General features: G+C 67.1%; 17 protein-coding genes. 13 read left to right on the top strand and 4 right to left on the bottom strand.

Going from position 1 to position 13,829, the window contains the following annotated elements; all coding sequences use genetic code 11:
- Positions 1-86: 86 nt before the first annotated feature.
- The 9 genes from A5688_RS06930 to A5688_RS06890 all read left to right on the top strand — a co-directional run bounded on the left by A5688_RS06930 (position 87) and on the right by A5688_RS06890 (position 7,750).
- Positions 87-956 (top strand): alpha/beta fold hydrolase, encoded by an 870-nt coding sequence (locus tag A5688_RS06930; protein ID WP_067910863.1) that lies wholly within the window; start codon positions 87-89, stop codon positions 954-956.
- 59 nt (positions 957-1,015) lie between these two features.
- Positions 1,016-1,711 carry a TetR/AcrR family transcriptional regulator gene (locus A5688_RS06925; protein WP_067829411.1) on the top strand — a complete coding sequence of 232 codons (696 nt, stop codon included), beginning with the start codon at positions 1,016-1,018 and terminating at the stop codon, positions 1,709-1,711.
- A gap of 23 nt (positions 1,712-1,734) precedes the next feature.
- Positions 1,735-2,406, top strand: coding sequence for a TetR/AcrR family transcriptional regulator (locus tag A5688_RS06920; protein ID WP_067829414.1), 672 nt, complete (start codon positions 1,735-1,737; stop codon positions 2,404-2,406).
- 109 nt (positions 2,407-2,515) lie between these two features.
- Positions 2,516-3,562 (top strand): zinc-binding alcohol dehydrogenase family protein, encoded by a 1,047-nt coding sequence (locus A5688_RS06915; protein WP_067829418.1) that lies wholly within the window; start codon positions 2,516-2,518, stop codon positions 3,560-3,562.
- A 47-nt stretch (positions 3,563-3,609) separates the two neighbouring features.
- Entirely contained in the window at positions 3,610-4,491 is an 882-nt protein-coding gene (locus A5688_RS06910) for a DUF427 domain-containing protein (protein ID WP_067910741.1), read from the top strand.
- Positions 4,488-5,087: a TMEM175 family protein gene (locus A5688_RS06905; RefSeq protein WP_082951071.1), complete on the top strand. Its 600-nt coding sequence runs from the start codon at positions 4,488-4,490 to the stop codon at positions 5,085-5,087. Before A5688_RS06910 ends, A5688_RS06905 begins: the two co-directional genes overlap by 4 nt.
- Before the next feature lies 1 nt (position 5,088).
- Complete coding sequence (locus A5688_RS06900; RefSeq protein ID WP_067910745.1) at positions 5,089-5,775, top strand: haloacid dehalogenase type II; 687 nt, start codon at positions 5,089-5,091, stop codon at positions 5,773-5,775.
- Between the two features lie 46 nt (positions 5,776-5,821).
- On the top strand, positions 5,822-7,279 hold the full coding sequence (locus tag A5688_RS06895; RefSeq protein ID WP_067910748.1) for a dihydrolipoyl dehydrogenase family protein: 1,458 nt from the start codon (positions 5,822-5,824) through the stop codon (positions 7,277-7,279).
- Positions 7,280-7,282: 3 nt separating this feature from the next.
- A complete protein-coding gene (locus A5688_RS06890) occupies positions 7,283-7,750 on the top strand; it encodes a cupin domain-containing protein (RefSeq protein WP_067910751.1) in 468 nt (155 codons plus the stop codon).
- Here the strand turns inward: A5688_RS06890 and A5688_RS27660 are convergent.
- Positions 7,744-7,896: a VOC family protein gene (locus tag A5688_RS27660; RefSeq protein ID WP_165606886.1), complete on the bottom strand. Its 153-nt coding sequence runs from the start codon at positions 7,894-7,896 to the stop codon at positions 7,744-7,746. The two genes, A5688_RS06890 and A5688_RS27660, sit on opposite strands and share 7 nt — an antisense overlap.
- Positions 7,897-8,049: 153 nt before the next feature.
- Between A5688_RS27660 and A5688_RS06885 the strand changes: the two genes are divergently transcribed.
- Both A5688_RS06885 and A5688_RS06880 read left to right on the top strand, forming a co-directional pair.
- Entirely contained in the window at positions 8,050-8,877 is an 828-nt protein-coding gene (locus tag A5688_RS06885) for a GntR family transcriptional regulator (RefSeq protein WP_067829439.1), read from the top strand.
- Between the two features lie 113 nt (positions 8,878-8,990).
- On the top strand, positions 8,991-9,458 hold the full coding sequence (locus tag A5688_RS06880) for a hypothetical protein (protein WP_067910754.1): 468 nt from the start codon (positions 8,991-8,993) through the stop codon (positions 9,456-9,458).
- Between the two features lie 16 nt (positions 9,459-9,474).
- Here A5688_RS06880 and A5688_RS06875 read toward each other — a convergent pair whose 3' ends face one another.
- On the bottom strand, positions 9,475-10,545 hold the full coding sequence (locus A5688_RS06875) for an NAD-dependent epimerase/dehydratase family protein (RefSeq protein ID WP_067910757.1): 1,071 nt from the start codon (positions 10,543-10,545) through the stop codon (positions 9,475-9,477).
- A 145-nt stretch (positions 10,546-10,690) separates the two neighbouring features.
- Between A5688_RS06875 and A5688_RS06870 the strand changes: the two genes are divergently transcribed.
- A complete protein-coding gene (locus A5688_RS06870; RefSeq protein ID WP_067910761.1) occupies positions 10,691-11,506 on the top strand; it encodes a lysophospholipid acyltransferase family protein in 816 nt (271 codons plus the stop codon).
- 28 nt (positions 11,507-11,534) lie between these two features.
- Positions 11,535-12,950, top strand: a complete 1,416-nt coding sequence (locus tag A5688_RS06865) for a WS/DGAT/MGAT family O-acyltransferase (RefSeq protein WP_207546618.1) — start codon at positions 11,535-11,537, stop codon at positions 12,948-12,950.
- Here A5688_RS06865 and purQ read toward each other — a convergent pair.
- Both purQ and purS read right to left on the bottom strand, forming a co-directional pair.
- Entirely contained in the window at positions 12,917-13,591 is a 675-nt protein-coding gene (purQ, locus tag A5688_RS06860) for a phosphoribosylformylglycinamidine synthase subunit PurQ (RefSeq protein WP_067910764.1), read from the bottom strand. The genes A5688_RS06865 and purQ overlap by 34 nt on opposite strands.
- Entirely contained in the window at positions 13,588-13,827 is a 240-nt protein-coding gene (gene purS / locus A5688_RS06855; RefSeq protein WP_067001259.1) for a phosphoribosylformylglycinamidine synthase subunit PurS, read from the bottom strand. Before purS ends, purQ begins: the two co-directional genes overlap by 4 nt.
- Positions 13,828-13,829 lie beyond the last annotated feature (2 nt).

Raw genomic sequence — 13,829 nt, 5'->3', positions numbered from 1 at the left:
CAGAACTTGTGTTCTGGATTTCGCCCACCTACATCGGACGCCACCACGACGCTCGGTGCCGAATCCCGTTGAGTCAGGGGAACCTCGTGCCTGCCGTTCATCATCGATACGCCACCGTCGACGGCCATCGGCTCTTCTATCGCGAGGCCGGGGATCCCACCGCCCCCGCGGTGGTGCTGCTGCATGGGTTTCCCACCAGCTCCTACATGTTCCGCCACCTGATCCCGGCCCTCGCCGACCGCTACCGCGTCATCGCACCCGATCACCTGGGATTCGGCCTGTCCGACGCCCCACCGGTCGAGGAGTTCGACTACACGTTCGACGCGCTGACCGAGCTCACGGCGGGTCTGCTGGGAAGCCTGGGCCTCGACCGGTATGCCATTTATGTCCAGGACTACGGCGCGCCGATCGGCTGGCGACTCGCACTACGCGACCCGTCCGCGATCACCGCGATCATCAGCCAGAACGGCAACGGCTATGACGCGGGATTCGTCGAAAGCTTCTGGAAGGTCGTGCAGGCGTACCAACGGGAGCAGACGGCGGAAACCGAGGCGCCGGTGCGGCAGTTCCTCACCCTGGAAGCCACCCGGTGGCAGTACCTGACCGGGGTGGCCGACGAGACGCTGGTCGATCCCGAGTCGTGGTATCACGACTACTCGCTGCTCTCCCGCCCCGGCAACGATCTGGTGCAGCTGAAGCTGTTTCGCGATTACGCCACCAATGCGCCGATGTATCCGCGCCTGCACGAGTACTTCCGTGCCACCCGGGTGCCCCTGCTTGCGGTGTGGGGGCGCGGCGACGAGATTTTCGGGCCGGCCGGCGCCGAAGCGTTCGCCGACGACCTGCCCGAGGCCGAGATCCACCTCCTCGACGGCGGGCATTTTCTGCTGGAGTCCGCGGGCGAGGACGTCGCCCGGTTGATCCGGGCCTTCCTGGCCAGGCGAGTCCAGCCCTGATCCCGATGTATGGGCTGGATATCCCATAAATGAAGGGGCTCCCGGGTTAGCCTGACGCGATGGCCCATCCCGATGTTCACGACGAACAACGGTTGACCGCCAAGGGGCGGGCCACCCGGGACCGGATCGTGCAGGCCGCCGCCCAGCTGATCGTCACCGAGGGCCTCTCGGCGGCCAACATGGAGAATGTGCGGCGCGCGGCCTCGGTCAGCGGCTCACAGCTTGCCCACTATTTCGCCGATAAGGCGGCGCTGATCCGCGCGGTGATCCGCCGCCAGATCGGCGTGGTGCTGGATTTTCACCGCCAGCCCACGCTTCGGGGCCTGGGTTCTTTTGACGACTTCGAGCGGTGGATCGACCTGAACATGCGCTACCTGCGCCGCATCGGGTACTTCGGCACGCCGACCTATCACGCGCTGGCGGCCCAGTTGGCGAAATCCGACGACACGACGCGCGACGCGTTGGCGGCCGGTTATCGGCGGTGGGTCGACTTGTTGCAGAGCGCAATTGCGCGAATGAAGGACGACGGCCTGCTGGTCGCCGATGCCCACCCTCGGCAACTCGCGTGGGTGATCGTCGCCGCGCATCAAGGCGGCGGCGTGTTGACCTTCACCTACCAAGAGGAGTGGCCGCACGCCGACGCGATTCGTTTCGCGGTGAACTACCTGCGCATGTTCGCCACCGACAGCGCCGAGCGGGCGCCGCGTCCGCCGCGCCGGTCGCGGGTCCGCCGCCCGGCACGGCAAGCCGGCTGACCCTCCACGTCCAAGGTGCCAACATGACCGAACAGCCCTCATCGCGGTTCACCCGCAAGGGATTGGCGACCCGGGCGCGCATCATCGAGGTCGCCGCCCGGCTGATGTTCGAGCGTGGCGTCGCCAACACCAGTGTCGACCAGGTGCGCCGCACCGCCGGGGTGGGCGGATCCCAGATCTCGCACTACTTCCGCGATAAGCGCGACTTGACCCGGCACGTCGTCGAGGCGCGCCGAAACGACCTGCGGGCGTTCCACTCCCAGCCGCGGTTCGCCGGCCTGGACAGCTTTGATGCGCTGCAGGCGTGGGCGAAAGCCTGCGTGTCCGACATCGACGCCGTGTACCGGGTCGGGGGTTGCGTCTACGGGTCTCTGGCGGGCGAATTGATCGAGGCCGATCGCGAGATGCACGACGACCTCGCCGCGGGATATGACCAATGGATCGAACTGTTTCGGGCGGGCCTTGAGTCGATGCGCGAGCGCGGCGACCTGCGTCCGGACGCCGACCCCCGGCATCTGGCGGTATCGCTGGTCGCCGCCCACCAGGGCGGCGCGATGCTCACCCACGCCACCGGCGATCCGCAACCGCTGCGGGCCGCCGTCAATGCCGCCGTCGACTACGTGCGCTCCTTCGCACCTCAACACCCCTCGCGCAAGGCGCGATCCACGTCGTCGCGCGGCCGACGCAAAGCCTGACGGCGCCACTCCCCTGGACATAGTGGGAAGCTGCGCCCATAATAATGGGTCATACGGCCCATTCGGTGCCATAGACCGAGCACCACTAACGATCTGGAGGGGGCGGTACGTGGCTGCCACCGATTCGCCCCGGCTGCCCACCGCGCCCGCGGTGGTACGCGAGCAACCCGGCGGGGAAACCATGCGGGCGATCATCCTGGAACGGTTCGGCGGACTGGACAGCCTGGTCTACACCGAGATCCCCAAGCCGTTGCCCAGGGACGGCGAAGTCGTCATCGCGGTAAAGGGTTTCGGGATCAATCACGCCGAACTCCACATGCGCCGAGGGGAATGGGCAGAGGCCGCCGAGGTCAGCGGGATCGAGTGCGTCGGCATCGTCGACTCATGTCCGGGAGGCGAGTTCCCGGTCGGCGCCAAGGTGGCCGCACTGATGGGCGGCCTTGGCCGGACGATCAACGGCAGCTATGCCGAATACACGCGCGTGCGCGCGGCGAATGTCGCCCTCATCGAGTCGGACCTACCCTGGTCGGATTTGGCCGCCTTGCCCGAGACCTACGCCGTCGCCTGGACATGCCTGTTCCGCAACCTCGACCTGAAATCCGGACAGACGTTGGTGTTACGCGGCGCCACCTCATCATTCGGCCAAGCCGCGCTCAAGATGGCGGTCGCCGCCGGCGCGCGGGTCATCGCCACGGCACGAAGCAGCGATCGCTTCCCGATGCTGGAGCGGCTCGGTGCTTCGCGCGTCGAGCTGGAGAGGCGCGACCTCGCCGCCCACATCGCCGAAGCCAAACACATCGACGCGGTCCTGGACCTGGTGGGCAACAGCACCATCCTCGACTCCCTGGACATGTTGCGGCGCGGCGGAACGGCATGCCTGGCCGGATGGCTGGGCGGACTCGATCCGATCGGCGATTTCAACCCGCTGCTGCGCATGGCCAGCGGGGTGAACTGGAACTTCTTCGGCAGCTTCGTCTTTGGAACACCGGGTTTTCCGCTCTCCGACGTGCCCCTGCGAGACATCGCCCGGCAGGTCGCCGACCGCGAGCTGGATGCCAAACCGTCACACGTCTTCGCTTTCGACCAGATCCGCGAGGCGCACCGCGTGATGGAGGCGGGCGAAGCCGGCGGGAAGATGGTCGTCGTCATGCAGTGACGCGATCGTGGGCGCCGGCAGATTTTGTTCGAAGGAGGGACACGACGATGGGGCTGGCATGGCAGCAGGGTCCGCTTGCGACCGGCTCGGTGGGACATTTCCTGACGGAGCAGCCGCTGCCAACACGGTTGCTCTTCGCCGAGCCACTACGGCGACGCATGAGAGTTCGCTTCGCGGACAGCTGGATAGCCGACAGCGAAGACGTGATCCTGTTGCACGAGCCGGGTCGCTACCCGGTGGCCTACTTTCCGCTCCGTGACATCGAGGCCGGGATCCTGGTGGCCGAGGACCGCGTCACACAACACCGCGATCTCGGCGCGACCCAGTGGTTTGCGGTCAAGGCCGCGGGGCGCGAGGTTGGTCACGCGGCGTGGCAACACACCGCGCTTGCCCCTCATGCCGCCGTTCTCGATCGCCGGGTGGCGTTTGCCTGGCGCGCGATGGATGCCTTCTACGAAGAAGAGGAACGGATCGTCGGCCACGCCACGGACGCCTATCATCGCATCGACATCCGCTCCACGGCACGTCATCTCGTGGTACGGGACGGTGACCAGGTGATCGCCGACACCCACCGCCCGCTGGCGCTGTATGAATCGGGTTTTGCGCCTCGCTGGTACGTGCCGCGCGACGACGTCGACGAGGCCGCCCTCAAACCCGTTGATGTACAGACATTTTGCCCCTACAAGGGAATATGTTCTTACTACGACATCGGCAGCCACCAGCGCGCGGCGTGGTCCTACGTCGACGCTTGGACGGGGGTCGCACGGGTCCGCAACCTGCTCTCCTTCGAACCGGACAAGATCAGCGTGCAGCTTGACGGCAGACAACTGCGGCTGGAACCCGGCCAGACCGTGATCCCGCACGGCGTCGACCGCGGACTCGACACGGACGAGGTCTTAACGAAGAACTCGACCGGGAGTGCGTCATGAGCGCATCCGCGCGGAAAACCAGCCCAGACCGGGTGGGGGCATTCTCCGACGGGGTGTTCGCCGTACTCATCACGATCCTCGTACTGGAGCTCAAACCACCGAAGGCCTTCACGTTCAACGCGCTGCTGCCTGAGTGGCCCACCGGGTTGAGTTATGTTGTCAGCTATGTGTTTATCGCGATCGTGTGGGTAAACCATCACCACCTGTTCGGCTATGCGGAGGTGGCGACGCCGCGACTGGTCTGGGCGAACTTTGCGCACCTGTTCTCGGTGTCACTGATTCCGATCACCACCGAGTGGATCGCCGATAGCCGACTGGCCGCCGCGCCCGTGACCTTGTATGCGTCGGTGTTCGTGCTCGTCAACATCACCTATCTGGCCCTGTGCCAGGAAGTCGTCGATCGGCCCGCCCATGACGACCTCACGCAGCGCGTGCGACGACTCCTGCGGATGAGATCGTTCTTCACGGTCGGCGTCTTCGCCGCGGCCGCAGTCGTCGCACTCAGGTGGCCGGCGGCCGGGATGGCACTGATCTGCCTCTGCCTGGCCGGGTATCTGCGGCCGGACATTCCCACCGCGAAGAAGGCCGAGTCCTAGCATGCCGAAACCGCCCGTCCTGGTATTCGACGTCAACGAGACGTTGCTCGATATCGATTCCATCGCACCGCTTTTCGACGAACTGTTCGGCGACGAGCGAGTGCTGCGGGACTGGTTCGCGCAGCTGGTCATGTACTCGATGACCATCACGCTGTCCGAGCATTACGTGACGTTCCCGGTGCTTGGCCAAGGGGTGCTGCGCATGCTTGGGGATATCCATCGGGTGAACATCACCGAGGGCGATCTGGACCGCCTGAAGAACGCGCTGCTCACCATGCCGGCACACCCCGATGCCGCCGACGGGCTTGCGGCCCTGCGCGACAACGGTTTTCGGCTGGTGGCCTTGACCAACTCCCCGCCCAATCCCGACGGCCCGACGGCGCTGCAGAATTCCGGGCTGGCAGGCTTTTTCGAACACCAGCTGAGCGTCGACGCCTGCAGCGCCTTCAAGCCGTCGCCCGCCGTGTACCGGTACGCGTGCGAGACGGTCGGGGTCGCCCCGGCGGATTGCATGATGGTGGCCGCGCACGTGTGGGACACCATCGGCGCCCAGCATGTCGGATTCAGTGGAGCCCTGCTCACGCGGCGCGGCAACGCGCCGCTGCCGGTCGACGGCCTGCCGCAGCCGGACATCGTCGTCAGCGATGTGCGCGGGCTCGCCGAGCGCCTCGGGTCCACTGACCACTGACGCCTCGGGGCCATGGCCATCTACCCATGCGAAAGGATCGTCGATCATGGCATCAGCCACCGGAGGAGACTTCGACGTCGTAGTGCTCGGCGCCGGACCGATCGGGCAGAATGCCGCCGAACGTGCCCGGGCGGCAGGCCTGCGCGTGGCGCTGGTCGAACGCGAACTCGTCGGCGGCGAGTGCTCGTATTGGGCGTGCGTGCCCAGTAAGGCATTGTTGCGTCCGGTCATTGCCATTGCCGATGCCCGCCGGATCGACGGCGCGCGGGACGCGGTCACCGGTTCCATCGATGTCGACGGCGTGTTCGGCCGCCGCAATCGCTACGTCACCGACTGGGACGACAGTGGCCAGGCCGACTGGGTCGACGGAATCGGCGCGACGCTGATCCGGGGACATGGACGATTGGACGGCCCGCGCCGAATCGTCGTCATCAACGGCGACGGCGAACGAGTGAGATTGACCGCACGGCATGCGGTTGTCATATGCACCGGAAGCCGCTCGGCATTGCCCGATCTGCCGGGCATCACCGAGGCGAGGCCATGGACCAACCGGCACGCCACCGATAGCAGTGTGGTCCCGCAGCGCCTGGCCGTAGTGGGCGCGGGCGGCGTGGGCGTCGAAATGGCGACGGCCTGGCAAGGCTTGGGCTCCCGGGTGACACTGCTGGCACGCGGGCCGGGACTGCTGCCCCGGATGGAGCCCTTCGTGGGCGAGCTGATCGGACGCGGGTTGACCGATGCCGGCGTCGACGTGCGGCTCGGGGTCTCGGTTCGCGCGCTGCGCCGGCCGGACGACTCCCACGTGATCCTCGACCTGGACGACGGCACCGAGTTGCAGGTCAACGAGGTCCTTTTCGCCACCGGCCGTGCACCGCTGACCGACGACATCGGCTTGGAGACAGTGGGATTGACACCGGGGAGCTGGCTCGAGGTGGACGACACCTGCCTGGTTCGCGGTGCCGACGAGGACGGCTGGCTGTACGCGGCGGGCGACGTGAATCACCGGGCGTTACTCACTCATCAGGGCAAGTATCAGGGCCGAATCGCGGGGGCGTCGATCGGAGCCCGCGCAGCGGGGAAGCCATTGGACACCAAACCGTGGGGTGCGCATGCGACGACCGCCGACCATCACGCGGTGCCGCAGGCCTTCTTCACCGACCCCGAGGCCGCCGCCGTCGGACTGACGGCTCAGCAAGCCGAACAAGCCGGATACCGAGCCCGCACGGTCGATATCGAGATCGGCGATGTGGTGATGGGTGCCAAGCTCTACGCGGACGGATACGCGGGCCGGGCGCGGATGGTGGTCGACCTGGATCGCGGCCACCTGCTCGGCGTCACCATGGTCGGCCCGGGCTGCACCGAGTTGCTGCACTCGGCCACCATCGCCGTCGCCGGGCAGATTCCGATCGACCGGCTGTGGCACGCCGTACCGTGCTTCCCGACCGTCAGCGAGCTGTGGCTCAGACTGCTCGAAGCGTATCGGGATGTCGCGGACGATAATTGAGTAATGGCCACCTCAGATGGATTCCATCCGGACTTCGACGACACCGCGGCACCGGTCGCACGCAACCGGGTACGCCACATCAAGGCATCCGAGATCAGCTCCGATACCGCGCAGTCGGAGGGGCTGCGGCGCTTCGCCGCCCTGTCCGGCCGGTCGGTCGGTGCGGAGAAGCTCTGGATGGGTGAGACGCACGCTGCGCCGCAATCGGCCTCGGACAACCATCACCACGGTGAATCGGAGACGGCCATTTATGTGCGAAGCGGCAACCCGGAGTTCGTCTTTCACGACGGCACCGACGAGGTTCGCATCGCGGCCGCGCCCGGCGATTACGTCTTCATCCCGCCCTATCTGCCGCACCGAGAGGAAAACCCCGACCCCCACACCACCGCCGAGGTCGTGATCGCCCGTAGCACCCAGGAAGCGATCGTGATCAATCTTCCCGCGCTGTATCCGCTGGCCGGACCTCAGTAAACGGCGATCTCGATCAGGTTCCCGTCGACGTCACGGCAGTAGTGCGAGGTCATCTCCCCCAGCGCCCGTTCGTACCACGCGGCGGTGGCCTCGACGTCGCGGCAATTCACGACGACGTGGTCGAACCGTTCCACGGCGATCGACACCTTCGACCCTCCTGACCCGCGCGATCTGCAGCCGCCCGCTCGTCGAGCGGCGCTACGCGAAAAGCGTTCGGTACCACAGTAATCCGCACCGCTAGCCGCCCGCGCCCGCGGCCATGCTTTACGGCCGGCGAATAGGACGTTTTAATACCTTTCGTGGCCCCTGACCAGTTGGACCTCGACGTTGCCGACCTCCGGATCTCTCGCGGTAGCGTGCCGGCCAGCACCCAACTCGCCGAAGCCCTCAAGGCGGCCATCGTCCAACAACGGCTGCCCCGCGGCGCGCGCTTGCCCACCGAGCGAGAACTGATCGATCGCACCCGCGTGAGCCGGGTGACCGTGCGTGCGGCGGTCGGGCTGCTCGAACGGCAAGGATGGCTGGTGCGCAAGCAGGGCCTGGGCACCTTCGTCGCCAACCCGGTCAAACAGGAACTCGGGCCCGGCGTGCGCACCATCACCGAGGTGCTGGCCAGCTCCGGGATCACGCCGAACGTTGACGTCCTGTCGCATCGTGTCGAAGACGCACCGCAGCGGATCGCCGACACGCTGGGTCTGTCGAAAGTCCTGTGTGTGCACCGGCGTTTTCGCGACGGCGACCAGCCCCTCGCGCTGATGATCGCCTACCTGCCACCGGGATTGGGCCAGGCCGTGGAACCGCTGCTGAAGAGCGCAACCGACGAGCAGACCGCGCAGGCGTTGGAAAGCACCTACACCATGTGGGAGCGGCGCCTGGGCATTCCTGTCGCCCGGGCCAACTACGAGATTCACGCGGCCGGCGCATCGCTGGAGGTGGCCGGCGCCTTGAATCTGCCGCTCGGGTCTCCCGTCTTGGTGCTCGAACGCACCAGCTACGGCCATGACGACAAGCCTCTCGAGGTCGTGGAATTCCACTATCGTCCCGAGCGCTACAGGTTTTCGGTCACGTTGCCGCGCAACGTGCCCGGCCCCGGGGCCGGTATCGTCGAGCGGCGCGAACCCACCTGAGCGCGGGAAAAGGCTGCCGGCCGGCACTCACTCAGCGAATTCTCAACAAATTCTTCGGTGCCGCATCGCTCGGCTCCAAGCATTCCCAAAGTCACCGGCCGCACCATCAATCCATGACGAATGAGCAGCTGTGCGCAAACCTCGTCGAACGGTACCTGCGCACCCGCGGGCGGCGCTATTTCCGCGGCCACCACGACGGCGAATACTTCTTCGTCACCAACGCCCCGCGGCGCTTGCACGTCCACTTCGAGATCTCTCCCGCGCACGACGACGTGTTGATCATCCGCGTCACTCCCGGGCGCTATTTCCCGGCGGCCGACCGCCCCTGGCTGACGTACTTCTGCGACAGGTGGAACCGCCTCGACCGCCAGGTCACCGCGATCGTGCACGGTTCATCCGATCCGCAGCGCATCGGTGTGGCGGCCCGCAAGTCGCAATGGATCCGGCGCGACATCTCCTTCAGCGATTTCGCGTCCTTCGTCGACCGGACCATCGCGGACGCCACCGAACTCTTCGAGGGGCTGAGCCCCACCGCCGAACCGCTGTCCACGGAACGGCCGTTGCTGCGCGACGCCGGCTGACGTGCCGGCCCGCTACCTACTTCGGCGGAGCATCCGGGCGAGGCTCGCCCAACTTCGCCCGGATCGCACCCCACGGATCGGCGTAGCGTCCGGGGGTATCCCGGTAGGCCGCACGGCGTTTGAGGAACTGCCGCGCGAGCGGCGAGATCAGCCGCATCGGGTAGCGCCGCCACCGGGCAATGGCCCGCATCTCGTCGAGCATGTCCGGCCACGAGTGGCGCTGAAATTGCAGAACCTGTTGGGCGCGAACGGTGTCCATCCAGTCGGTGACAAACCAGTCATCGTCGCTGTCCGGATCGCCCGGCCGACCGCCGGGCAGGACGTCGGCCAAACCGCGGGCGGCGGCCAGGGCCTTGCCGACATCCCCCTGCCGAAGGCGGTGCGACTCGTCACCGGCGATCAGCAGCGTCTCACCGGCGACGTCCGCTGTGACCGCCGCGGCGAACGCGCGCGCGACATCGCGGACGTCGACGGTATGGATGCGGCCGTCGGTCGGCAGGGCGCTTTCGAAGAACAACGCATCGACGCTGAACGGCATCGCGTCCGGTTCGACGCTTATCACCCCGGCCAGCCGCAGGTTGACCCAGTCGAGATCGGAGGCCCGGATGTGCTGTTCCGCTTCGGCCTTGTGCGCGCCGTAGAGGTCGGCCGGGTTCATCGGGGAGTCCGGACGTAACAGTTCGTGATGGCGGTAGGGGTTGCGCGCGCCGTACACGGCGTTGCTCGACGCCTGGATGAACCGCACCGGATGCGGCCGCGACTGCGCCGCGCGCAGCAGCGCGACGGTCGCGTCGACGTTGACGCGGCGCCCCACTGCGGGCCGGCGATAGATCAGCGGCGGGATCACGGCGGCCAGATGGACGATGGCGGTGGGTGAGGTCTCGGCGAGCAGGCGGTCAACCTGACCAGCGTCGGTCAGATCCGCCCAGTGCGCCTCGGCACCGGCGGGCAGCGATGTCGCGGCTTTCCGCTGGGCGGCGGAGCCCAGGTCGGCGGCGACGACGCGATGGCCGTCGGCAACCAGGCGGCGCACCGTTTGCGAGCCGACGAGGCCGAAACCGCCGGTAACCAGAACCTTTTCGGACATGCCCCCCCACAGATGTTTGCCCCCAGCAAACGGATATGACATTCTCTTAAATGGAGAGTACCATATGTCCATCAGCGCCTGAGGTTTGAGACCGGCGTCACACCGGCAACAAGTAGCAAAGGGCACGGGCAGACAGCGGGGAGCCATGAAGGGCAGCGGTGTTGACGCGGCGGACAACCACGAAACCGCCAAGTGGGATCCGGCTTTCACCGAGCAGGTCACGAAAGTGCTCGGACCGGCCATCAAGCGCTACTACCGGGCCGAGGTGCGCAACATTGACAACGTCCCTTCCTCGGGGGGAGCCCTGGTGGTCTCCAACCACTCGGGCGGCATGCTGACCCCGGACGTCCTGATCTTCTCCCCCGCCTTCTACGAGAGGTTCGGCTACGACCGCCCGGTCTACACCCTGGGCCATTACGGGCTGTTCATCGGGCCGCTGGACGGCTGGCTGCGCCGCCTCGGGGTCATCGAGGCCAGCCGCGAAAACGCCGCCACCGCCCTGCATTCCGGCGCGGTGGTGCTGGTGTTCCCCGGTGGCGACTACGACTCCTACCGGCCGACCTTCAGCGCGAACACCATCGACTTCAATGGCCGCACCGGCTACGTGCGGACCGCCATCGAAGCCGGGGTGCCCATCGTGCCGGCCGTCTCCATCGGCGCGCAGGAGACCCAGCTGTTCCTGACCCGCGGCAACTGGCTGGCCCGCAAGCTGGGGCTGACCAAGGCCCGGATGGACATCCTGCCGATCAGCGTCGGGTTCCCATTCGGCGTGAGCGTGATCTTCCCGCCCAACGTGCCGCTGCCGGCAAAGATCGTCACCGAGATTCTCGAGCCGATCGACGTCGCCGCCCGGTTCGGCAATGACCCCGACGTCGACGAGGTCGACGCCCACGTACGCGCCGTCATGGAGGCCGCGCTCAAGCGGCTGGCCGGGCAGCGCCGGTTCCCGATCCTGGGCTGACGGTGCCCCGGGCCGCGGGAGGTGGCGCGTGAAACGACTCAACGGCATGGACGCGATGCTGCTCTACAGCGAGACGCCCAACCTGCACACGCACACGCTGAAGGTGGCCGTCATCGACCCCGCCGACTATGACGGCGAGTTCGGCTTCGAGGCGTTCCGACGCCATGTGCGCCGTCGGCTCCATCTTCTGAAACCGTTGCGCTACAAGCTCGTCGACATCCCCTGGCATTTGCATCACCCGATGTGGCAGGAGGACTGCGACGTCGATCTGGACTACCACCTGCGGCGAGTGCGGGTGCCTGCACCGGGCGGCCGGCGCGAGCTCGATCAGGTGATCGGCGAGGTGGCGTCCACTCCCCTGGACCGCACTCGCCCGCTGTGGGAGTTTCATTTCGCCGAGGGACTGGCCGGCGGTCGCTTCGCCTTGATCGGCAAGGTCCACCACGCGCTGGCCGATGGTGTCGCGTCGGTCAACCTGCTGGCCCGCGCGATGGATCTGCGCGATGGGCGCACCGACGAGCGTGACAACGACGAAGCCGGCGTCACAACGTCCAATGCCGACCTGCTGCGGGCGGCGGCGCGCGACCATGTCCGGCAGATCGGCGAGCTGCCGGGGCTGCTCAAGGATGCGGCCGTCGGGATGATGCGGGTGCGCCGCCGGTCTCGTGAGCGCGGGGATCACCCCGACCTGGCCGATCCGTTCGATGCGCCGCCGACCTTCCTCAACCATGTCGTCTCGCCACGGCGCTGGTTCGCCAGTGCGTCGCTGTCACTACCGGAGGTCAAGGCGACGGCAAAGGCGTTGGGTATCACGGTCAACGACGTGGTGCTTTCGATGGCGGCCGGCGGGTTGCGGACACTTCTCCTGGCTTATGACGGCGCGGCGCAGCGCCCGATCATCGCCTCGGTGCCGACGGCCACCGACAAGTCGGACCGGATCACCGGCAACGAGATCAGCGGTCTGATGATCTCGCTGCCGGTCCATGTCGGCGACCCCGCGGAACGGGCCCGACTGGTCGCTCTGGCCACCAAGATCGCCAAGGAGGACCATGAAGTCCTCGGCCCGGAGCTGTACGGGAAAATGATGGCCTATCTCCCGACCGCCTTCGCTCCCGCCGCATTTCGGTGGCTGGGCCTGCGCGACGCGCCGAACAAGCTGATGAACGTCGCCGTGTCCAGCGTGGTGGGCCCGCGCGAGCGGGGCCACTTCGGCGGCGCGACCGTCAGCGAGATCTATTCCACCGGCGTGCTTTCACCCGGCGCCCCGGTCAACATCACCGTGTGGAGCTATGTCGACCGGCTCGGCATCGCGGTGCTCACCGACGACCGAACCTTCAAGGATCCGCACGAGGCAACGGACGCCATCAGCGCATCCTTCGCCGAATTACGCGATGCCGCAGGCGTTTCCGCTCAGCCCGCGAGCACCCCGTCCAGCACCGAATAGAACAGCCCCAGGCCGTCATCGGAGGGCCCGGTCAGCGCTTCGATGGCGTGCTCGGGGTGCGGCATCAGACCCACCACGCGGCCGTCGGCGGAGCTGACCCCGGCGATGTCGTGCAGCGAGCCGTTGGCGTTCTCGTGGTAACGGAACACCACCCGCCCCTCGCCCTCGAGCTCCTCGATCACGTCGGCGGGCGCCACGTAGCGTCCCTCGCCGGACTTCAGCGGGACCAGCAGATCGGCGTCGGGCTCGAAACGCGACGTCCATGCCGTCGAGGTCGAGGCCACCCGCAGCCACACGTCGCGACAGATGAAGTGCAGACCCACGTTGCGAGTCAGCGCGCCGGGCAGCAGCCCGGCCTCGCAGAGCACCTGAAAACCGTTGCAGATGCCCAACACTGGCATGCCGCGCCGCGCCGCCTGCACCACCTCGGTCATCACCGGCGCGAACCGGGCGATCGCCCCGGCGCGCAGGTAGTCACCGTAGGAGAAGCCGCCGGGCACCACCACGGCGTCGACACTCTTGAGATCGGCGTCGGCATGCCACAGGTTGACCGCCTCGGCCCCGACGCGGCGCGCCGCGCGGGCGGCGTCGACGTCGTCGAGCGTGCCGGGAAACGTGATGATCCCGATGCGCGCCGTCACTGCGTCTCCCGGCTGATCGTCCAGTCTTCGATCACGGTATTCGCCAGCAGCGATTCCGCTATCTCGGCAAGCACCGAATCATCGACGCTGTCGTCCACTTCGAGCTCAAATCGCTTGCCCTGCCGCACTTCCGAGATTCCCGGATGTCCGAGGCGACCCAGCGCGCCCACAATCGCCTGACCCTGCGGGTCGAGAATCTCCGCTTTGGGCATCACGCTCACGATCACCCGGGCCACCG

This window comes from Mycobacterium mantenii (assembly GCF_001667865.1).
In the GTDB taxonomy this organism is placed as follows: domain Bacteria; phylum Actinomycetota; class Actinomycetes; order Mycobacteriales; family Mycobacteriaceae; genus Mycobacterium; species Mycobacterium mantenii_A.
Note: the sequence above shows the minus strand (reverse complement) of the source record. Positions and strands in the feature narration are given on the sequence as shown.

Coding starts and splice junctions, on each gene's coding strand:
- A5688_RS06920 (WP_067829414.1), top strand. CDS start 1,735: ATGACCGAACAGCCCTCATCGCGGTTCACCCGCAAGGGATTGGCGACC.
- A5688_RS06875 (WP_067910757.1), bottom strand. CDS start 10,545: ATGTCCGAAAAGGTTCTGGTTACCGGCGGTTTCGGCCTCGTCGGCTCG.
- A5688_RS06900 (WP_067910745.1), top strand. CDS start 5,089: ATGCCGAAACCGCCCGTCCTGGTATTCGACGTCAACGAGACGTTGCTC.
- A5688_RS06925 (WP_067829411.1), top strand. CDS start 1,016: ATGGCCCATCCCGATGTTCACGACGAACAACGGTTGACCGCCAAGGGG.
- A5688_RS06890 (WP_067910751.1), top strand. CDS start 7,283: ATGGCCACCTCAGATGGATTCCATCCGGACTTCGACGACACCGCGGCA.
- A5688_RS06910 (WP_067910741.1), top strand. CDS start 3,610: ATGGGGCTGGCATGGCAGCAGGGTCCGCTTGCGACCGGCTCGGTGGGA.
- A5688_RS06905 (WP_082951071.1), top strand. CDS start 4,488: ATGAGCGCATCCGCGCGGAAAACCAGCCCAGACCGGGTGGGGGCATTC.
- A5688_RS06895 (WP_067910748.1), top strand. CDS start 5,822: ATGGCATCAGCCACCGGAGGAGACTTCGACGTCGTAGTGCTCGGCGCC.
- A5688_RS06880 (WP_067910754.1), top strand. CDS start 8,991: ATGACGAATGAGCAGCTGTGCGCAAACCTCGTCGAACGGTACCTGCGC.
- A5688_RS06870 (WP_067910761.1), top strand. CDS start 10,691: ATGAAGGGCAGCGGTGTTGACGCGGCGGACAACCACGAAACCGCCAAG.